Genomic DNA, 19,992 nt, shown 5'->3' with positions numbered 1-19,992 from the left:
AGCGGGCTGCGCCGGGATCGATCGGGGCGCATCCATGACAGAATAACGAAAGAGATTAACCCATGAACGATACGACGCGCGACGTCCTTGTCGTTGGCGACAGTACCGCCAGGGCACTGCAGATCGACACCCTGCTGGCGGCGGCCGGATTCTCGGTACGGCTGGCGGCCGATGGCGCCGAAGCGCTGGCCATGGCGCGCCGGAAACGGCCGGACGCCATACTCAGCGATATTGCCATGCCCGTCCTGGACGGATTCGAAATGTGCCGCCGTGTAAAGGCCGATGATGCGCTGCACGACGTTCCCGTGATTCTGCTGACTTCTCTGAACAGCCTCGACGATATCGTGCAGGGACTGCAGAGCGGTGCGGATAACCTCATCCGCAAGCCGTTCGACATGGGGGACCTGGTCGCGAAACTGCGGCACGTGATCGATACCCGCCTGTCGCAGGGCCAGCGGCGGGTACAGATGGGCGTTCGCATCCAGCTCGGTGGCACGACCCATTTCATCGATGCAGAGCGGCAACAAATTCTCGACCTGCTCGTCTCGACCTACGAAGAGGCCGCCCGCATGACCGAGCAGCTGCGCATCCAGCAGCAGGACCTGGCTGGTTCATACCAATGGCTGGAGCGCCTGTGCAGGATCGGGTCCGCCATTGCGCCGGCGCTGCATCCGCGCGAGGTCGCGCGCCTGGCCCTGGAGGAACTGCTGTCGCTTCCCGGCGTGACGGGCGGCGCGGTGGTCCTGTCCGGTGCGGACGGGGCGCTGCGGATTGCCGCCACCACCTTGCTCGGCGACGACCGTGGCTTGTGCGTGCAGCGCCAGGGCTGCGCTTGTCGCGCGGCATTGGGCAACGTCGCGCGCCGGTTGACGCGGGTGCCGGGCCAATGCACGCTGCTTGGAGATGCTCGCCAGGCCGGCGCGGGCATGGTGGCGCCCTTGTTCGTCGGGGACCGGACACTGGGCGCGATTCTCCTGGCGACGAACGATCTGCACGGCGATAACGCCGCAAGCAGGCAGGTTATCGAGACTGCCGCGCAGCAGGTCGCGGTAGCGATCGAGCGATCCCAGCTGTACTGCGACATGGAGACGCTGGTCAGGGAGCGCACCAGCGCGCTGCAGTCCGAGCGGCACCTCACTTCGCAGATCGTCAGGACGACCGCGGCCCTCGTCATGCTGGCCGACGAGGAGGGAAAAATCGTTCTCTTCAATCCTGCCTGCGAGGCGGCATTCGGCTGGAGCGAAGCGGAAGTCGTCGGGAAGTTCTTCGCGGACGTACTCGTCGATCCCGCGCGCGCCGCCGACGTGCGTCATGCGCTGAACAACCTGTCAAGGAGCGGGGGGCAGGGTTTCCCGTACGAACACTGGCGCGCGCGCGATGGCAGCGAACTGCGCATCATCTGGACCGTGAGTGCGGTGCAGGGGGCCGACGGCCAGCACGCCTACTGGCTCGGCACGGGCCTGGACGTGACGGAAGCGGAAGAGCTGCGCGAGCGCTTGCGTTACCTGAGCAATTTCGACACCGCCACTGGCTTGCCGAACCGCGCTTCGTTGCGGGAACGGTTCGGGAAGACCCTGGATGGCGCCCGGCAGGGCAGTGCGGCAGGCCTGTTGTGGATATGGTGCGAGCGCCTGCCGCTGGTCAGGGAAAGCCTGGGCCCGGCGGCGGAACAGTCGCTGGTGACGGCGATGGCCGCCAGGCTGAAGCGATGGCAGCGCGACGGGGACTGCGTGGCGCGCTGCGACGACGGCGCTTTCGCTGTGGTGGCGCTGCGCGCCGGGCCAGACGAACTGGCAACCCCCGCCGCCGAGATCCTTGCCCTGATGGCGCCGCCTTTCCAGGTGGGGCAGGAAGCGCTGCACGTCGAGGTCAGCGTCGGCATCGCCGTGGCACCGCCGGACGAGGCCGATTTCGACACGCTGGTCCAGGCGGCGTCGGCAGCGTCGCGCCAGGCCAGCATGTCGGAAGAACCCCGCTTTATTTTCCACCAGCCGGAGCGCCTCGTCGCAGCCTCCGAAAGGTTCAGGCTTGAGGTCGCATTGCGCCAGGCGCTCGAGCGCAACGAACTGTTCCTTCAATACCAGCCACAGGCGAGCCTGAGTACCGGGCGCATGGTGGGGTTCGAGGCCTTGCTGCGGTGGCGCCATCCAGCGCTCGGCATGGTATCGCCCGCACACTTCATCGACATTGCGGAAGAGACGGGGCTGATTCATCCGATCGGCGACTGGGTGCTGCGGCAGGCGTGCCTGCAGCTTCGCGACTGGCGCGCGCAAGGCCTGGCACTGGTACCGATTGCCGTGAACCTGTCGGCAAAACAATTTTCGTCTCGCATCGTCGACAGGGTCCGTGCGGTGCTGGAGGAAACCGGGGTCGATCCCTCGCACCTGGTGCTCGAATTGACTGAAAGTGTTTCCATGGACGATCCGGAAAGCACCTTCGGCATTCTTGCGGCATTGCGCAGCGTCGGCGTCCAGCTCGCGATCGACGACTTCGGGACCGGGTACTCGAACCTGAACTACCTGAAGCGGTTTCCCGTGCAAAAGCTCAAGCTGGACCAGTCATTCGTGCGCGAACTGGTGTCCAGCCCCCACGACCTTGCCATTTCCCGTGCTGTCATCGCGATGGCACACAGTCTGCGGCTGTGCGTCATTGCCGAGGGGGTAGAGACCGCCGGACAGCTGGCTTTGTTGAGCGCGAACGGATGCGACGAGATGCAGGGTTACCTGTTCAGCAGACCATTGGATCCGGGCGCGGCCGCAGGCCTGCTGCGTGACGGTGCTTCCCTCGACCGCGAATACCTGTCGCGCACGCGCGCGGGCTTTGGCGTCCTGTGCATCGGAGCAAGCGCTATGTGCGCGAAAGAGAGCGTCGCGGCCGCATTGCGCGACGCAGGCGCGAACCCTGCGCATCTGCAGGTCGCCGAGGATCCTGCGCAGGCATTCGAACTGATGGCACGGACCGAGTTTGCCATGCTCGTCGCGCTCGGCTGCAACGAAGCGCCATGGGGGACGATGCTGGAAGTCGCGCGGCAGCTGCATCCTGCCGTCGCGCTGCTGGCCATCGACGGCGATGTCGCTGCGCACGATGTCCGGGAAAGACTGCGGACCACGTTCGCGCAAGCCATGCCCCGCTCGATCGCGTCACGGGAAAGAACATGCACGCAGGAGGGGTGCCCGGGCATCTGTGAAGAACCTGCCTGAGCTGGCGGTCTGGAGGCCGTTCAGGTCACAAGGCCATGCTGTAGTGCATAACGGATCAGATCGGCGTTGCTTCGCATGTCGAGTTTGGTCAAGATCCGTGTGCGGTAGGTGTTGACCGAGCTGATACTGATATCCAGCCTGGCCGCCACCTGCTTCACCGGGCTTCCCATCGCAAGCAGGACCAGGACTTGCCTCTCCCTGGACGTCAGCCGGTCGTGGGCGTGTCGCGGCTCCGGTGAAGCCACCTCCCGCGCAAGCAGGTCTGCCAGCGTATTGCTCAGGTAGCGTCCCCCCGCGTGCACCCTGCGTACCGCCGTCACCACCTCGTCTGCTGTCCGCGATTTCCACAGATACCCTGCGGCGCCGAGTTTGATCACGGCAATGCCGAAGCGTTCCTCACTGTGAGAGCTGAGCACCAGCACGCGCAGGTCGGGGAACAACTGCATAACGGTACGCAGCGCTTCCAGTTCATGCACATGGCTCAGGCTAAGATCCAGGATGAAGACATCGGTGCTGGTGGTGGAGAGGACCTCGAGGGCGCCGGCCAGGTCGGCAGCTTCTCCAATGACAGCAATCTCCGGATCCGTCGACAAAACCTTTTTTACGCCTTCACGCACCAGTTGATGGTCGTCGGCAATTACAACTTGTATCATCTTGATTCGATGCCGGCCTTTATGCGGATCGGGCACCATATTCACTAAACGGAAGACAGCATAACCTTTATCGGTCGCGCACCTCTGTTGGTAATGTCACTTTCGGTAATTAATTTTGAGGCAAATGACAAAACCCTGAAATTCGCTGAGGGCGGATTTTATAGGAATTATCGCTACAAGGAGCGCAGTGCTTCAAATGGCGTAAATCGACAATGTCCCTACGGCTTGCATGGGAAAGTGCTTCCTGATCAGTCAGGGCTGTCGCAACGTGTTGCTGCACTTGAATCACGACTGGCTGCAATCTGGCAGATTGATCGAGAGTTGACAACCATGCGTAAACTCCGCAAATCACTTTAATAAGATATTCAATACGATCATTAATAGTTTCATTCTGACATGATTGATTTTCATTTTTTGGATAATGTCGACCGAAGCATGACAGTCCTGTCGCAGATTCAACGACGTATGGGCAGCGCATTCTCCTATAGTCTTTGAGGGAATTACGGTACAAGGCCTGATAAACGCCAGGTGCATTTCGGCATCGATTCCACTACGTCGCCGCAGTGCTGATAGCCGCAACCTCGATTCCTGGCCCGGGAGCAGGTCATGCGCCTTCATGCCGTGGCTGATGGATCGCGGTGCTCCTAGAAAGGCAGATTGGTGGCCGATACGCCAAGTGGTGCGTCTCGCGGCCATGGAACTGCGCAGCATTTGCGACAGCTTGTCGCAAATGCTGCGATTGGTCAGCGAGCCAACCGACGCTACACTGCTCGGCATGAAATCGTATTGTATTAACGAGACACCAGAATGAGCAACAACGCCAAATCCCGTTCCAAGCCGGTCGTACTCATCGTGGACGATAACGCTGACGCAGCCGATTTGCTTGCCGAGTTGCTGCCGTATCTTGACTGCGTCCCGGTCGTTGCCTATTCGGGAAAAGAAGCGCTCGCACTGGGCGAGCAGCAGCATCCGGACGTGGTATTGCTGGACATCGGGATGCCCGGGATGGACGGGTTCGAAACCGCGCGCCGGATGCGCGACACGCCCTGGGGGGCCGCTGCCAGCATCGCCGCCCTGACAGCCTGGAACGATCCCGATACCCGCGATCAGGTGGTGCGCAGCAACATGGATATGCATTTCGTCAAGCCGATCTCGTACGCTGATTTGAGCGATCTGATCGTTTCACTGAGCACATCGAAAGACCACTGAGCACGATCGTTCGCGACCGTGTCTTGTGTCTGGCACATCGTTGTCCCGCTGTGCTATCGTTGGTCATTGGCGGAACGGATGCAGCATGAATGCTCGGGGCACTTGACGGTGGATAGATTGAAGAACTCGAGCGGCGCCGTCAAGGCAGTCGAACTCGCACTGATGCTCTCGGGGGACGACTGGGCAATGCTCGCGGTCGTCGCGCCCGGTACGGACGGTGCGCGGTATTACTTTTCCTTTACCGACATCGCCATGCGTGAGGCATTCATGATGCTCTCGCCCGGGGCGATGGACGAGCGTGACATCCCGGAGCTTGTCGATGAGAGCGTGCACGATGCAGGCCTGGCTTTCCAGCGCGGCCTGCGCAGCTTTCGCGCGGCGAGACATAGCGTCGACCTGCCTTCGGGCAGCATGAGTTGCATGGTTGCCACTGGTAGCAGGAACGTACGCGCACGGGCGCCTGCGGTAATGCGCGGTCTGGAACTCCTGGCTGGCCTGCAACTTGAGCGCGTACTGTCCGCGACAGCGGACGTAAATGGTGCACTGGCGGACGGGGACGGGGAAATTGCGTACATGCGCCATATCGAGGCGTCCGAAGCAGCAGGATGTGTGGGCAGCTGGCTGTTCGACTCGACCTCGGGCCAGTCGCGCTGGTCGCCTGGCCTGTTACGCCTGCTGGGTGAAGGGCAGACGTGGCAGTCTGATAGTCACGCCACGCTGCTCGCCCACGTGCCAGAGGACGAGCAGGGCCGGGTAGGTCGTGCCTACCAGGCCCTGCTCGATGGCCAGGCGGGCGATTTCACGCATCGCATCGTGTCCGCAGACGGCTCCATGCGTTGGGTCCGCCACTTCGGCGCACCGCTCGCAGATCGTCCTGGAAGCCGCCTGGTAGGCGGGACCTTGCGCGACCTGACCGAGCTGCATCGCGCGGAGGAGCAATGGGCGAGCCGCAGCGCCGCGGAGGCGCAGCGCTTCAGGTTGCTGTTCGAATCGGCGCCGGGCCTGTACCTGGTGCTCACGCCCGACCGTTTCGAGATCATCCTCGTGAGCGACGCTTATCTGGTGGCAACGAAAGTCCGGCGCGAGGCCATCTTCGGGCGCATCATCTTCGATGTCTTTCCCGACGACCCTGCCGATCCCGCGGCCACTGGCGTGGCTGCACTGTCCACGTCACTCCACCGCGCCAGGGAAACCGGCCTGCCCGACGTGATGGCCGTGCAGCGCTACCCCATCCCCCGGCCGCAAAGCGAAGGCGGCGGGTTCGAGCTGCGTTACTGGAGTCCCATCAATTCTCCGGTGCTCGATGCGGACGGCAAGGTCGCCTTCATCATCCATCGCGTCGAGGACGTGACCGACTATGTGCTTGCGCATCGTTCGCTGGGTGGCGACCTGCCCCTGAGCGATACCGCCAAGCTTGAAGCGGAGATCGTGTTGCGTTCGCTGGAACTCAAGCGGCTGGCCGATTCGCTGGCGCAGAGCGAGCAGCGCTTCCGCTACGTCACGCGCGCAACCAATGACGTCGTATGGGACTGGACCCTGGTCGACGATACCTTGTGGTGCAGCCAGAGCGCCCGCGAGCCGATCGGCAGCATGCTGGCGGACTGCCGTCACCTGCGCGAATGGGAGGTGCGCCTTCATCCGGGCGATCGCACGCGCGTGGTAGAGAGCCTGCGCGCGGCCGTGGCGGCGCGCCAGGCGAACTGGGCTTCCGAATATCGTCTGGTGATCGGCGACGGCGAGGAACGCTGCGTTCTGCATCGCTGCTTTCTCGTGATGGACCGGCAAGGCGTGCCGCTGCGAATGGTGGGCAGCATGGCCGACCTGACGGACCAGAAGCGCCAGGAGACGCAGGTGCGCATGCAGGCCGAGATGCTCGACTACGCGACCGATGCGATCCTCGTGCGCGACCTGGAAAACCGGGTGATCTACTGGAATCAGGCAGCGACCGAGCGCTACGGCTGGACCAGCGCCGACGTGATCGGCCGACCGGTGGCGCAGACGCTGTATGCGGGATGTTCGCCGTCGGATTTCGAGCACGCCATGCAGGTGCTCATGCAGCATGGCGATTTTTCCGGACGCATGCAACATGCGACCGCGAGCGGAAGCTTGCTGACGGTCCACGCCCACTGGATCCTGGTGCGGCGCGACGATGGCTCGCCCCGGGCAATCCTGTCCGTGGTCACGGACCTGAGCGACAAGATCGTGCTGGAGCAGCGCCTGCTGCAATTGCAGAAGCTCGAGGCGCTCGGGCGTCTTACCGGCGGCATCGCACACGACTTCAACAACTGGCTGATCGTCATCATCGGCAATGCCGAGGAACTGGTCGATGCACTGGCAGGCCAGGACGAACTTGGCGACATTGCCCGCATGATCCAGCTTGCAGGCGAACGCGGCGTGCAACTGACGCGGCGCCTGCTTGCCTTTGCACGCCGCCAGCCCCTCGCGCCCGAGGTCGTGGCCGTGGACGACATCCTGCGCGCACTGCGGCCCCTGATTGCGCGCAGCCTTCCTGAAAACATTGCTTTGCACCTCGTACAGATGGACGAGAAGTGCCACGCCTTCGTCGATCGGGGCCAGCTCGAATCGGCAGTGGTCAATCTGTGCTTCAACGCCCGCGACGCCATGCCGGCGGGCGGAGAGCTGACCATCGGGGTAGTGCGCGCGCAAGTCGGTGCCGACGCCGCCGGCGTCCATGCGCCGGCGGCGGGCGAGTACGTCATGATTGCCATCGCCGATACCGGGCTTGGCATACCCACGGACCTCATCGACAAGGTCTTCGAGCCGTTTTTCACCACCAAGGACGAAGCGGCAGGAAGCGGGCTTGGGCTGAGCATGGTGTACGGCTTCGCCAAGCAATCGGGTGGCGACGTCACCATCCATTCCGAAGTGGGCCATGGCACCACCGTCAGGCTGTACCTGCCGCAGTCCCGGCTGTGCGACGTGTCCGCTGCCGAGACGTCCGGACCGGTGTGCCGCCTCAACGGCTGCGCCGTGCTCCTGGTGGAAGACGATGCCATCGTCCGCCAGCACGTGGCCGGGCAGTTGCGCGAGATCGGGTGCGAAGTCACGGAGGTCGCGGGTGCCGAGCAGGCACTGGCGCACCTTGAAGGGCCGGCCGCCTTCGACGTGCTGTTCTCCGACGTGGTCATGCCCGGCATGTCCGGGATCGAGCTTGTGGATCGCGCCCGTGTCATCAGGCCCGGACTGCGTATCCTGCTCAGCTCCGCCTACAGCTTTGAAGCGGTGCGGCAGCAAGGCCGCATCGATGCATCGGTCCGGCTTCTGAACAAGCCGTATGGAAAAGCGCTGCTCGCCCGGACGCTCGCCGAAGTCATCGGGGATTGCGGAGAAGACCGATGAGGCTGCAGGACCGTGTTTTTCTGGATGACAAGCAGGGAAAGTACGGCATGCCTGTTGCATCCGGTTCGGATGCGGCGCGCCCGCGTGCGCCGGCGCATTATTGGAAAGCAGTCTGCGGCGGGCTGCGACGGCGGACCCGTGGTCCGCGCAACGGAGGACGATCATGACGCAATGCGGACCAATTTCAGAGCCCTGCGCAGCAACCGTGGTGCAGGAAGGGGCGTTCGAGGTGGCGCGGCAGCGCATGCTGGCCTACGCCGCGTTGAACGACAACCTGGCGTCGCCTGGCGACCTGCAGCAACTGGGCAGCCAGGTGGTGTCGCGATTGCGCGGGGATGTCGAGGCGCTTGCCGTCTACGTCGACATGCCCGATGGCGGCCTCACCCTGCAATCGCATGCCGGATTCGTCTCCACGCCGCCGACGCATGTGGTGTCGGCCAGCGCCATCTGCTGCGCGGAAGTGGCGGAACTGGCCGAACTCGCGGGCGCGCGTCGCGTCCTGCCGCTGCGCGACCGGCGGCCAAGCTGGGTCGGGCACCAGGCAGGAGGCCTCACGGTTGTTCCATTCGATGCGCAGTCTCCTGCCAGCCCTGGCGGCCTGGCGCTGTTTTTCCTGCGTGGCGCCAGCCATGATCCTTCCCTCGCCGCGTTGCTCGACCTCGCCACCCAGGCCATGAAAGGCGCGCTGGCGCCGGATCCTGCTTCCGGGAAACCCCAGACGTCTGCGGGGGAGCGCACGCGCGTCCTGCTGGTCGACGACGAGGACCTGCTCGTCATGCATGTCAAGCGCATTCTCGAGCGTTCGGGCTTTGCCTTCCATTTCGCCCAGCGGGCGCGTGAAGGATTCGACCTGGCGCTGGCGATCCAGCCGGACGTGATCCTTGTCGACAAGGTGATGCCTGACCTGGATGGCATCGAGTTGTTGCGGATGATGCGCAGGACCGAGTCATTGCGGACGGTTCCCGTGATCATGCTGTCCGGACAGGCCGACGAGAAAGCCCGTGTGAATGCCTTGCGCGAAGGTGCGGACGATTTCGTGGTCAAGCCATTCAGCGCCAAGGAGCTGGTCGCACGGATCGAGGCGAACGTCCGGCTCGTGCGCCTGCGGCGCGACGTGGTCTGGCGCGAGGGAGAGCTGTTGCGATTGCGGCAGTCTCAGCAAGAATTGCGCAACCTGCTCGATACCGTACAGAAGGTACGGAACGATGAGCGACGCATGCTGGCACGTGAGGTCCATGACCAGCTCGGCCAGGTGCTGACGGCGGCAAAGATCGATATCCGCCTGTTGCAAGACCGTCTGGGCAAGCCCGGCCCGATGCCCTCGTCGCAGGAGATCGAAGGCGAACTGGCCAGCGCACTGTCGAGTGTCGACATGGCGATCATGTCGGTCCAGGACATATCGGCGCTGCTGCGCCCACCCGCGCTCGAGGAAGGCGGACTGCTGGCCGCCCTGCGCTGGCAGGCGGCCGACATCCAGCGGCGCGCCAAAATCACGTGCGAAGTCTGGTGTGACGAAGCCCATGCATACGTCGAGCCCGCCCCGTTCGTGGCCGGTGAATTGCTGCGAATGTGCCAGGAGGCATTGACGAACGTATTGCGGCATGCCTCGGCCACCCATGTCATTGTCCAGGTCGTCGTGCGCGCGGCGCACCTGGTGGTGCGCGTATGCGACAACGGGATCGGCATCGCCCCGGAACGCCTCAGCCATCCCGCCTCGATCGGCTTGAAGGGCATGCGTGAGCGTGCGGCCAGCATTCGCGCGAACGTGCACATCCATGGACGGGCCGGACGTGGCACCATGGTCGTGATCCGCCGCCGGCTCGCCTTTTGAAGCATCGATGGAAGGTGATGGGGCCTATCTCCACCTCGTCCCGTTGCCGGAACGAGCTGCACGGGCTTGTGCGGGCCTGCTTGTGCTGGCTGCAGGGTCGGTTAGTCAGGGCGTGATCGCCACCTTCAGCACGCCGTCGCGCCCGTTGGCAAACAGGTCGTACGCTTGTTCGATCTGCTCGAGCCGGAAGCGGTGCGTGATCATCGGTTGCAGGTCGAGGCGGCCGGAGGCAACGATGGCCATCAAGCGGCGCATGCGCTCCTTGCCGCCGGGGCACAGCGTGGTCACCAGCGCCTGGTCGCCCAGTCCGGCCGCAAAGGCATCGACCGGCAGCGACAGCTTGCCGGAGTACACGCCCAGGCTCGACAGGGTACCGCCCGGCTTGAGGGCGCGCAGGCAGTTCTCGAACGTCTGCTGGGTGCCGAGCGCCTCGATCGCAACATCGACGCCCTGGCCACCGGTCAGCCGCATGATTTCCCCGACCGGGTCGGTTTCGCGGTAATCGATGGTGTGATCGGCCCCCAGTTGCCGGGCCATCTTCAGGCGCTCCGGGACAGCGTCGACAGCAATGATGCAACTGGCGCCGCGCAGCCGTGCGCCGGCGGTGGCGCACAGGCCGATGGGGCCCTGCGCGAAAATGGCGACCGTATCGCCCAGCCGGATGCCGCCGTGTTCGGCGCCACCAAACCCGGTACTCATGATGTCGGGGCACATCAGTACCTGCTCATCGGTCAGGCCGTCGGGAATCGGCGCCAGGTTGGCCATCGCGAACGGCACCTTCAGGTACTCGGCCTGGCAGCCGTCGATCGTGTTGCCGAAGCGCCAGCCGCCGATGGCGCGTCCGCCGCACTGGGACTGGCGCCCGTCCAGGCAGGTATGGCACTGGCCACACGGCGTGATGGCGCCCACGACCACGCGCTGGCCAATCTGGTAGCCGGTCACGCCGGGGCCCAGTTCGTGGATCGTGCCAACCGGCTCGTGCCCGATTGTCAGGCCCGGCTTGACGGGATACTCGCCCTTCAGGATATGGACGTCGGTGCCGCAGATCGTCGTCAGCGTGATCTTGATGACGGCTTCGCCGGGCCCGGCGACCGGGACGGGCTTGCGGTCCAGGATGATGCGGCCGGGGCCGGTGAAGACTGCTGCGTTCATCATGCTCATGAAAACCTCCGGTGTCTTCGTGCTTGCTTTCGCGCTGCCGGCAACGACGTGCCGATCTGTCGTGTCGTTCACAAGGATGGCGGGGAGGGGCTGCGAAATCCATGACGTGCATCAAAACCGCCGGCGTGCCCTGGCGCTGCGGCCAGTTACACCATCGGACTGCAGGGCGAGAAACCGTTTGCCATCGCGGCGATCCGTTGTGGATCGGTCAGCACGACGGCGCGCTTGTCGACCGTGATCAGCCCCAGCTTGGTAAAGCGGCCCAGCAGGCGGCTGATGCTTTCGATGGTCAGGCCAAGATAGCTGCCAATGTCTTCGCGCGACATGCGCAGCTGAAATTGCGCGGGAGAATAGCCGCGCGCCGCGTAGGCCGCGCCCATGTCGGCCAGGAACGTCGCCATCCGCTGCTCCGCGCGCATGTGGCCAAGCAACAGCATCAGATGCTGCTCCCGGTTGATTTCGCAGCTCATCAAGCGGTAGAAGCGGCGATGCAGGCCGGGAATGTCCTCGAATAGGCGCTCGAGCGCCGCGAACGGCAGTTCGCACACGATGCTGTCCTCGAGCGCGATGGCGTCGGACTGGTGGATGCCCGTGCCCACGGCTTCCAGCCCCATCAGTTCGCCGGCCATCGGGAAGCCGGTGATCTGGTCCCCCGCAGGACCGGGCCGGCGGGTCTTGAAGAAGCCGCAGCGCAGCGCATACAGGCTGCGCAGTGGCTGGCCGGTGCGGTACAGCGTGTCGCCGGCCGCGATGCGGCGATGCTGGCCAACCAGGCGGTCGAAGCGCATCTTGCTGCCCGAGTCCAGGCCGGTCGACAGACACAGGCCACCGGTGTTGCAGTCGCCGCACTGGCCCTTCATGACTGTCAGTAAACCGGGTGGGGCCGGACCGGGGGATACGCGTAACGGTGCATTCATGGTGGTAGTACCTCATGGTGGTGACGCTTTCCGCCTGCCATGCTGGCGGCGGAAACATGGACAGGGCTCGCGCCACTGCGTGCTGCACGCTTGGCGGCATACATCGCGGCGTCGGCATGGGCAATCAGTTGCGCTGGCGTGGTGCCGTCGTGTGGAAACACGGCAACGCCGATACTGGCTGACAGGCAGATTGCCCTGCCATCGATGACGATCGGGTCGCGGGCGGCAACGGCCACGCGGGCGAGCAAGGCGGCCAGCAGCGCGTCGTCGTGCATGCCAGGCAGTGCGGCGACGAACTCGTCGCCGCCAAAGCGCGCCAGTGTGTCGGACCCGCGCAGTGCAGCGCGCAGGTTCTGGGCGATGCTGGCCAGCAGGCGGTCGCCGGCCGGATGGCCCATGCTGTCATTGACCTGTTTGAAACCGTCGAGGTCGATAAAAGCGAGCGCCACGCTGGACGAGGCTTCACGTGCGCATGCCAGCAGCTGCTCGAGCCGCTCGCCGAGCAGGACGCGGTTGGGCAGGCCGGTCAGTGCGTCGTAGTTGGCGCGTTCTTCGAGGCGGCGGCGCTGCATGCTGGCGCTGGTGACATCGGCGAACATGGCGATGTAGTGGTGCGGCTTGCCGTCAGCGCCCGGGACCGCAACGATCGTCAGGCGCTCGGCGAACAGGGTGCCATCCTTGCGCCGGTTCCAGGCTTCGCCCTGCCAGTAGCCCTGGCTGGTGATCGCTTGCCACATGCGCGCATAGAATGCACGGTCTTGCACGCCCGACTTGAGGATGCGCGGATTCTTGCCGAGTACGTCGTCTTCGGTGTACCCGGTAATGGCACAAAATGCGCGGTTGACGGACAGGATCGTGCCATCCAGGGCCGTGATCATGATAGCGTCGCGGCTGTGATGAAACACGGACGCCGCCAGTTCCCCGGCAGTGCTGGCACAGGCTGGTTGCATGGCTGGCGTGGATGTCATGACATTCCGGCTTGGTGTGCTGAATGTATTGACAATAGGCCCATCAGCGCATCGCGTCGAGATTAAGTTGCTCGAGAGGCCATATATTTTCTTGAGTTTTGATTTGCATCAAAAAGAAACTGATTGGTTATTGACGTAAATCTGTACGTGCAGCGAGCTGATCAGTGTCCATGCCGCCGCATGAGCAGCGCCGGCAGCAGCGCACCTGCCAAACCAATGACGCCCGCGCCGGCGACCAGTGCCGGCGCCAGCACCGCAAACTGGAACACCGCCGCCAGCCACGGCACGTACAGCGCCAGGGCCAGCAGGCCCAGGGCTGCCGCCACGACCAGCCAGAGGATCCGGTTGGGCTGGCGCAGGGAGCCGAGCAGGCTCGCGCCAGATGCGCGGTTGACCAGGATCAGCGACAGGTTGGCAAACACCAGCGTCGTAAATCCGAAGGCGCGTGCCTGCGCCGGCGCCAGCGCGCCCAGCGCCCAGCCATACGCCAGGGCCACGGCCAGCAGCGGACCGAGGCCCATCGCCAGCGTGCGGGCCAGGGCGCCGGGCGTAAACAGCGGCGCCTGCGCATCGCGGGGCGGGCGCTGCATCGCACCGGGCGCCGCTGGCTCGTTTTCGAACACCAGCGTGCAGGCGGGGTCGATGATCAATTCCATGAACACAATGTGCATTGGAAACAGCAACGGCGGCCAGCCGGCGAGGATCGGCAGGATGGCCATGCCGGCAATCGGTGCGTGCATCGAAATGACGTAGCGGATCGACTTGCGCAGGTTGTCGTGGATGCGGCGGCCGGCGCCGATGGCATCGACGATCGACGCAAAGCGGTCGTCCAGCAGCACCAGCGCCGCCGCCTCGCGCGCCACGTCGGTACCGCGCCCGCCCATGGCGATGCCCACATGGGCGGCCTTGAGTGCCGGCGCGTCATTGACGCCGTCACCCGTCATGCCGACCGTGGCGCCGCCCCGCGCGAATGCCTGGACCAGGCGCAGCTTCTGCGCCGGGGCAATGCGCGCGCAGATGGAAAGTTCAGCGATGCGCGCGTCCAGCGCCGCATCGCCCAGCGCATCGAGCGCCGCGCCGGTGAGCACCGGTGTGTCGGCCAGTCCTGCCTGCCGCGCGATGGCGCGCGCCGTGTCCGGATGGTCGCCCGTGATCATCACGACCCGGATGCCGGCCCCGGCGCAGCGGGCAACGCAGGCAGGGATCTCGGGCCGCAGCGGGTCGGCCAGGGCCAGCAGGCCGGTTGGCACAAACGGGATCTCGGCAGCGCAGGATGGCCAGCTGGCGCCGGGCAGGGTGGCCTGCGCCACCGCCAGCATGCGCAGGCCATCCTGCGCCATGGACGACGCCGCAGCCAGCAGCCCGGCGCTGGCATTGGCATCAACACCGGCATCAAGCTTGCACCACCCCAGAACGGTTTCCGGCGCGCCCTTGGCGGCAGCGATCAGGACCCCGTCGGGCCGCCGCCACACCTGCACCAGTGCCCGTTGCTGCGCACTGACGCCGTATTCGTGCACCAGCGACCAGTCCGGATGGTGCTGCGCCGGCGCCAGGCACGCTGCGCCAAGTCGCTGCACGGCCCGGTCGATCGGGTCGGGGCCCGTCGCGGTGCTGGCCAGAACGGCTGTTTCAAGCAGCGGCGCCAGCACGGCCGGCAGGGGGGCGTCCATCACCGGATGGCGCGCGCCGTGCGCGTACAGCGCCACGACGTCCATCCGGTTGGCCGTCAGCGTGCCGGTCTTGTCGACGCACAGAACCGAGATGGCGCCCAGCGTTTCGATCGCCGGCAGGCGCCGCACCAACACCTGCTGCCGCGACAGGCGCCAGGCGCCGATCGCGGGAAACACGGTCATCACGATCGCGAGTTCCTCCGGCAGCATCGACATGGCCAGCGCGATGCCGGCCAGTACGGCTTGCAACCAGTCGCGGCGCATGAGGCCATAGGCCAGCACCAGGATGACGCTGAACGCCATGCCCAGCACGGCAAAGGCGCGCGCCAGCGCGGCGCTCTGGCGCTGCAGCGGGGACGGCGCGGGCCGCAGCGACTGCAGTGACGCGGCAATCCGGCCCAGCTGGCTGCGCGCGCCGGTGGCGGCCACGCGGGCGATCGCGTGACCCTGCAGCACCAGCGACCCGGCAAACAGCATGGCCGTTGCATCTTTGTCGACCGGCATCGATTCGCCGGTCAGCAGCGATTCGTCGGCCTGCAGTCCGGTGCTGCTGAGCACGTGGGCATCGGCCGGCACGCGGTCGCCTTCGTGGACGGCGACGAGATCGCCGGCCACGATGCCGGCGCTGTCGATGATGTGCCAGCAGCCGTCGCGCAGCACGTGCGCGCGCGGGCTGGCCAGGTCGCGCAGCGCGGCCAGTGCGCGCTCGGTCTTGCCTTCCTGGTACAGGGCCAGGCCAAGGCTGACGGCGACCATCAGGCACAGCAGCAGCCCTTCATCGAGCTGCCCCAGCGCCAGGTACAGCAGGGCCGCGCCCACGAGCAGCAGGAACATTGGCTCGCGGGCGCTGTCGGTGACGATGCGGCGCCAGGTGCGGCGTTCGGTCTCGGCCAGCGTGTTCGGCCCGTCCGTGGCGATGCGGTGTGCGGCCTGGGCTGCGCTCAAGCCGTCGGCCGTCGGGTCGGCGGCCATCAGTGCGCCATCAGCACCGGCACCGTCATGCGGTCCAGCAGCGTTTCCGTGACCCCCCCCAACACCAGCTCACGCAGGCGCGGCCGCCCGTAGGCGCCCATCACGATCAGGTCGGCGTCCAGGCAATCCGTGCAGGCCAGCAAGGCGGCGCCGTCGTCGATCGGCGACGGTTCGACATGCACCTCGCAGCGCACACCCTGGCGTGCCAGATACAGCGCAAGATCGGTGCCCGGCTCGCGCCCGATTGCCTCGAGCGGCTGGAACAGCACGATTGCCACCAGGCCGGCATCGCGCAGCAGTGGCATCGCGCCGGCGACGGCGCGCGTGGCCTGCAGGCTGCCATCCCATGCCAGCATGATGCGTCCGCCGATCGTCTCGTGCCGGCGTACATGGGGAAGCACCAGCAGGGGGCGCGCGCTGCCCTGGACCACCTGCGCCGGCACTGGCCCGGCCAGGTGGGCTGCCGCCGGATCGTCGAGGTCGGTCTGGCTCACAACGACGAGGTCGGCGTAACGGCCTTGCAGCGCCAGTCCGCCGGCCGGGTCGTCGTCGGCATAGCGCCGCTCGTGACTGGCCACGCCCGCGGCAGCGGCGATGGCGTCGAAGCGTGCCAGTGCGGTGTCGTGGTCGCCCCGGCGTTCATGCTGCTGGACCAGCAGCATGGTGCTGCCGGCCTCGGCGTAGCGCGAGATGCCGGAAAAGGCGCTGCCGACGAGGTGCGCGCCGCAGCGCGCGGCCAGTTGCGCCGCGTACCGCATGCGCGCCTCGGCATGGGGCGAATGGTCGACGTGAACGACGATGGTCTTGTAGCACATGCTGCACCTCCGGATGGTCGTGACAGCCAGCGTACGGCGCGTCGTGGCGGTCAGTCCAGCGCTACGTTTGCGCCTGGTGCAACCGGTTTCACCGAATTTGATTTGCATCAAACTTGCCAGGCGAGGCACGCGGGCGAACGGCTGCCAGGCTTCGCGTCGCCGCGATTTTTGATGCATGTCATATCGGTGTTCGTGCCGGCACGACTAGGATCAACCCGATGCCCGACGATCGGTCGCCGGCAGACGCAGATACCATCCTCCGGAGAATGACCATGTCCCATTCCATGACCCGTTTCGATCCCGTCGCACGCATGCTGCGTGCCAATCCGTTTCGCACCTTCGATGACTTCTTTGCCGACCTGGCGCCGCGCGTGCGCATCGACGTCACCGAGAGCGGCGACGGCTACCGCGTCAAGGCCGACCTGCCGGGCGTGAAAAAAGAAGACATCAAGGTCAATATCGACGGCAATCAGGTGTCGATCAGTGCCGACACGTCATCGCAGAGCGAACACGAAGGCGCCACGGCCATCTGCTCCGAACGCGCCTGGGGCCAGTTCTACCGCAGCTTCACGCTGCCGCAAGCGGTCGATGACGCCGCAGCCCGGGCCGAATTCAAGGATGGCGTCCTGCAGCTGGAACTGCCCAAGAAAGCGGGCGGCAGCGGCACGCCGCTGGCGATCGCGTGACCGCGGGCACCCTGCACGTGCCGGCCTTGCCTGCGCATGCGGCGCCTGAACACCAGCCCATGTTCCGGCGCATCCTGTTACCGGTCGACGGTTCATTGTCGATGACGCCCCTGGCGCGCACCTGCCTGGCGTTTGCCGCCGGCACTGGTGCGGCTGTGGTCGCCGTGCATGTCGTGACGGACGCCGATGCTGCTGGCGCCGGCCGCATCCACGCCGGCCGCATCCTGGAAAACGTGGCCGAGACGGCGCGCACGCTGGGCGTGCCGTGCGAGTGCAAGGTCTTGACCGGCGCCGAACCGTGGCGTGAAATCGTGCGCGCCGCGCTCGACCATCACGCTGACCTGATCTGCATGAGCTCGCATGGCCGCCATGGCGCCAGCGAGCACATTTTGGCGAGCCAGACGGCGCGGGTCATCGAGCACGCGCATCTGCCTGTCTTGCTGTTTCGCTGAGAGGAGGGTATGCGCATTTCGGATCTGCCATCCCAGCCTGCGACCGGGTCCGTGGCCCCTGGCGAGACGCCGGTGCGCGAGCTCGACCGTGCACTGTACGCCCAGCTCGCCTGGTGGACACAGGGCCTGTCCCCGGCCTCGCTGGCGGCGGCCGCCACCGACTGGCTGGTGCACCTGGCCGGCTCTCCCGACAAGCAGCGCGAACTGGTCATCAAGGCGCAGCGCAAGCTGCTGCGCCTGGCGGCAAGCGCTGCCGCAGGCGCGGGCCAGCACGGCGCGCCCTGCATCGCACCGCTGCCGCAAGACCGCCGTTTCGCCGCGCCTGAGTGGCAGGCATGGCCGTTCAACCTGATCCACCAGGCATTCCTGTTCGAGCAGCAGTGGTGGTACAACGCCACCACCGGCGTGCCCGGGGTGACGCGGCATCACGAGCAGGTATGGACCTTTGCCGTGCGCCAGGCGCTTGACATGTTTTCGCCATCCAATTTCCTGCTGACAAATCCGGTCGTGCTCAAGGAAACCTGGCGGTCCGGCGGCATGAATCTGGCCATGGGTTGGCACAATGCGATCGAGGACGCGAGCGGCGCTGCCGCGACGGTGCCAACGGGATTCGAGCCCGGCCGGGGCGTGGCTCTGACACCGGGCAAGGTGGTATACCGCAACCGTCTTATCGAGCTGATCCAGTATGAGCCGGCGACCCCTGCCGTCTGCGCCGAGCCGGTCCTGATGGTGCCGCCATGGATCATGAAATACTATATTCTCGACCTGTCACCGGCCAATTCCCTGGTGCGCTACCTGGTCGGCCAGGGCCACACCGTCTTCATGATTTCCTGGAAAAATCCGGACGCGGCCGATCGCGATCTGGGGATGGACGATTATCTGCAGCTGGGCGTGATGGCGGCCATCGACCAGGTCGCCGCACGGCGCCCCGGGCACGCGATCCAGGCGCTCGGCTATTGCCTGGGCGGCACGCTGCTGGCGATTGCCGCGGCCGCCATGGCGCGCGATGGCGACGAGCGCCTGGCCAGCCTGACACTGCTGGCGGCGCAGGTCGACTTCACCGAGCCGGGCGAACTGGGCCTGTTCATCGACGAGAGCCAGCTGAACTTCCTCGACAACGTCATGGCCGGCAAAGGCTATCTCGACGGCACGCAGATGGAAGGCGCGTTTGCGCTGCTCAATGCGAAGGACATGGTCTGGTCGCGCATGGTGCAGAATTATCTGATGGGGAAGGGCCGGCGCGTCACCAGCGACCTGGCGGCCTGGAATGCCGATGCCACCCGGATGCCGTACCGCCAGCAAAGCGAGTACCTGCGCAGCCTGTATCTCGACAACGATCTGGCGCAGGGCCGCTACCGCGTGGGCGGCAGTCCGGTCGCGTTGTCCGACCTGCACTTGCCCATGTTCGTGCTCGGGACCCGGCGCGACACGGTCGCGCCCTGGCTGTCGGTCTACAAGCTGCACCTGCTGGCCGACGCTGAAATCACGTTCTGCCTGACGGGCGGCGGGCACAATGCCGGCGTCGTCAACCCGCCGCTGGCAAGCGGCGGGCACGGCTACCAGATCGCCACGCGCGCCCATGACGGCCGCTATCTCGATCCCGACGCCTGGTGCGCCGCGGCGCCGCAGCAGTCCGGCTCGTGGTGGCCAGCCTGGGAGCACTGGCTGCGTAGCCATGCTACAGCGCAGATTGCTTCGACCCCTGTTGCGCCGGCCGATCCGGACGCGGTGCTGGACGATGCGCCTGGCCGCTACGTGCTGGTACGGTAGGCATAGGTCACCGATGGACCATGGTAATGGCAGTTTTTGACGTGCATCATTGAAATTGCGTACCCGTCTCGGCACACTGCATGCCGTGACTGCCAACTATATGGCGCTCACCCATCAACCAAGGAGCCCCCATGGATACCAAAAAACTGCGCCGCATGAACGCGGTCTTTTACGCGCTGCTGGCGCAGGCCGCCGCCGTTCACGGTGCTGCGGCGCAGGCGCCGGTGGACACCACCTCGTCGTCCGTCCAGCCGGAGACCATCGACAGCGAACAAGTGAGCGACGCAGTCGCCGCGGCGTGACGGTGCCGAAGCCGGCGCCACGGCGG

Annotated in this window: 14 protein-coding genes; 8 read left to right on the top strand and 6 right to left on the bottom strand. The window is 65.6% G+C overall.

Going from position 1 to position 19,992, the window contains the following annotated elements; genetic code table 11:
• Positions 1-62: 62 nt before the first annotated feature.
• Positions 63-3,200 carry a GGDEF/EAL domain-containing response regulator gene (locus tag AC56LV_RS08520; RefSeq protein ID WP_499556948.1) on the top strand — a complete coding sequence of 1,046 codons (3,138 nt, stop codon included), beginning with the start codon at positions 63-65 and terminating at the stop codon, positions 3,198-3,200.
• 20 nt (positions 3,201-3,220) lie between these two features.
• Here AC56LV_RS08520 and AC56LV_RS08515 read toward each other — a convergent pair whose 3' ends face one another.
• On the bottom strand, positions 3,221-3,853 hold the full coding sequence (locus AC56LV_RS08515; protein ID WP_499556947.1) for a response regulator: 633 nt from the start codon (positions 3,851-3,853) through the stop codon (positions 3,221-3,223).
• Positions 3,854-4,660: 807 nt separating this feature from the next.
• On the opposite strand from AC56LV_RS08515, the gene AC56LV_RS08510 reads away from it, so the two are divergent.
• The 3 genes from AC56LV_RS08510 to AC56LV_RS08500 all read left to right on the top strand — a co-directional run bounded on the left by AC56LV_RS08510 (position 4,661) and on the right by AC56LV_RS08500 (position 10,253).
• Positions 4,661-5,062 carry a response regulator gene (locus tag AC56LV_RS08510; protein WP_499556946.1) on the top strand — a complete coding sequence of 134 codons (402 nt, stop codon included), beginning with the start codon at positions 4,661-4,663 and terminating at the stop codon, positions 5,060-5,062.
• A gap of 117 nt (positions 5,063-5,179) precedes the next feature.
• Positions 5,180-8,422 (top strand): hybrid sensor histidine kinase/response regulator, encoded by a 3,243-nt coding sequence (locus tag AC56LV_RS08505; RefSeq protein ID WP_499556945.1) that lies wholly within the window; start codon positions 5,180-5,182, stop codon positions 8,420-8,422.
• A gap of 163 nt (positions 8,423-8,585) precedes the next feature.
• Positions 8,586-10,253: an ATP-binding response regulator gene (locus AC56LV_RS08500; protein ID WP_499556944.1), complete on the top strand. Its 1,668-nt coding sequence runs from the start codon at positions 8,586-8,588 to the stop codon at positions 10,251-10,253.
• A 105-nt stretch (positions 10,254-10,358) separates the two neighbouring features.
• On the opposite strand, the gene AC56LV_RS08495 is transcribed toward AC56LV_RS08500, so the two are convergent.
• From AC56LV_RS08495 to AC56LV_RS08475, 5 genes are all read right to left on the bottom strand, one after another.
• Positions 10,359-11,414: an NAD(P)-dependent alcohol dehydrogenase gene (locus AC56LV_RS08495; RefSeq protein WP_499556943.1), complete on the bottom strand. Its 1,056-nt coding sequence runs from the start codon at positions 11,412-11,414 to the stop codon at positions 10,359-10,361.
• 146 nt (positions 11,415-11,560) lie between these two features.
• Positions 11,561-12,331, bottom strand: coding sequence for a helix-turn-helix domain-containing protein (locus AC56LV_RS08490; RefSeq protein ID WP_499556942.1), 771 nt, complete (start codon positions 12,329-12,331; stop codon positions 11,561-11,563).
• Positions 12,328-13,299, bottom strand: a complete 972-nt coding sequence (locus AC56LV_RS08485; protein WP_499556941.1) for a diguanylate cyclase domain-containing protein — start codon at positions 13,297-13,299, stop codon at positions 12,328-12,330. The genes AC56LV_RS08490 and AC56LV_RS08485 overlap by 4 nt, the downstream gene beginning before the upstream one ends.
• A 161-nt stretch (positions 13,300-13,460) precedes the next feature.
• Entirely contained in the window at positions 13,461-15,941 is a 2,481-nt protein-coding gene (locus AC56LV_RS08480) for a cation-translocating P-type ATPase (protein ID WP_499556940.1), read from the bottom strand.
• Positions 15,941-16,756, bottom strand: a complete 816-nt coding sequence (locus AC56LV_RS08475) for a universal stress protein (protein ID WP_499556939.1) — start codon at positions 16,754-16,756, stop codon at positions 15,941-15,943. Before AC56LV_RS08475 ends, AC56LV_RS08480 begins: the two co-directional genes overlap by 1 nt.
• Positions 16,757-17,028: 272 nt before the next feature.
• On the opposite strand from AC56LV_RS08475, the gene AC56LV_RS08470 reads away from it, so the two are divergent.
• From AC56LV_RS08470 to AC56LV_RS08455, 4 genes are all read left to right on the top strand, one after another.
• Complete coding sequence (locus AC56LV_RS08470) at positions 17,029-17,442, top strand: Hsp20/alpha crystallin family protein (RefSeq protein ID WP_499556938.1); 414 nt, start codon at positions 17,029-17,031, stop codon at positions 17,440-17,442.
• A complete protein-coding gene (locus AC56LV_RS08465) occupies positions 17,439-17,894 on the top strand; it encodes a universal stress protein (RefSeq protein ID WP_499556937.1) in 456 nt (151 codons plus the stop codon). The genes AC56LV_RS08470 and AC56LV_RS08465 overlap by 4 nt, the downstream gene beginning before the upstream one ends.
• Before the next feature lie 9 nt (positions 17,895-17,903).
• Complete coding sequence (locus AC56LV_RS08460) at positions 17,904-19,664, top strand: PHA/PHB synthase family protein (RefSeq protein WP_499556936.1); 1,761 nt, start codon at positions 17,904-17,906, stop codon at positions 19,662-19,664.
• 131 nt (positions 19,665-19,795) lie between these two features.
• Positions 19,796-19,966 (top strand): hypothetical protein, encoded by a 171-nt coding sequence (locus AC56LV_RS08455; protein WP_499556935.1) that lies wholly within the window; start codon positions 19,796-19,798, stop codon positions 19,964-19,966.
• Positions 19,967-19,992 lie beyond the last annotated feature (26 nt).

Source organism: Telluria sp. RB2R28 (assembly GCF_059685835.1).
Note: the sequence above shows the minus strand (reverse complement) of the source record. Positions and strands in the feature narration are given on the sequence as shown.

What these genes read in the sequence shown, in the direction of transcription:
- AC56LV_RS08520 (WP_499556948.1), top strand. Translation starts at nt 63, where the DNA reads ATGAACGATACGACGCGCGACGTCCTTGTCGTTGGCGACAGTACCGCC.
- AC56LV_RS08515 (WP_499556947.1), bottom strand. Translation starts at nt 3,853, where the DNA reads ATGATACAAGTTGTAATTGCCGACGACCATCAACTGGTGCGTGAAGGC.
- AC56LV_RS08510 (WP_499556946.1), top strand. Translation starts at nt 4,661, where the DNA reads ATGAGCAACAACGCCAAATCCCGTTCCAAGCCGGTCGTACTCATCGTG.
- AC56LV_RS08500 (WP_499556944.1), top strand. Translation starts at nt 8,586, where the DNA reads ATGACGCAATGCGGACCAATTTCAGAGCCCTGCGCAGCAACCGTGGTG.
- AC56LV_RS08495 (WP_499556943.1), bottom strand. Translation starts at nt 11,414, where the DNA reads ATGAGCATGATGAACGCAGCAGTCTTCACCGGCCCCGGCCGCATCATC.
- AC56LV_RS08490 (WP_499556942.1), bottom strand. Translation starts at nt 12,331, where the DNA reads ATGAATGCACCGTTACGCGTATCCCCCGGTCCGGCCCCACCCGGTTTA.
- AC56LV_RS08485 (WP_499556941.1), bottom strand. Translation starts at nt 13,299, where the DNA reads ATGACATCCACGCCAGCCATGCAACCAGCCTGTGCCAGCACTGCCGGG.
- AC56LV_RS08480 (WP_499556940.1), bottom strand. Translation starts at nt 15,941, where the DNA reads ATGGCCGCCGACCCGACGGCCGACGGCTTGAGCGCAGCCCAGGCCGCA.
- AC56LV_RS08475 (WP_499556939.1), bottom strand. Translation starts at nt 16,756, where the DNA reads ATGTGCTACAAGACCATCGTCGTTCACGTCGACCATTCGCCCCATGCC.
- AC56LV_RS08470 (WP_499556938.1), top strand. Translation starts at nt 17,029, where the DNA reads ATGTCCCATTCCATGACCCGTTTCGATCCCGTCGCACGCATGCTGCGT.
- AC56LV_RS08460 (WP_499556936.1), top strand. Translation starts at nt 17,904, where the DNA reads ATGCGCATTTCGGATCTGCCATCCCAGCCTGCGACCGGGTCCGTGGCC.
- AC56LV_RS08455 (WP_499556935.1), top strand. Translation starts at nt 19,796, where the DNA reads ATGGATACCAAAAAACTGCGCCGCATGAACGCGGTCTTTTACGCGCTG.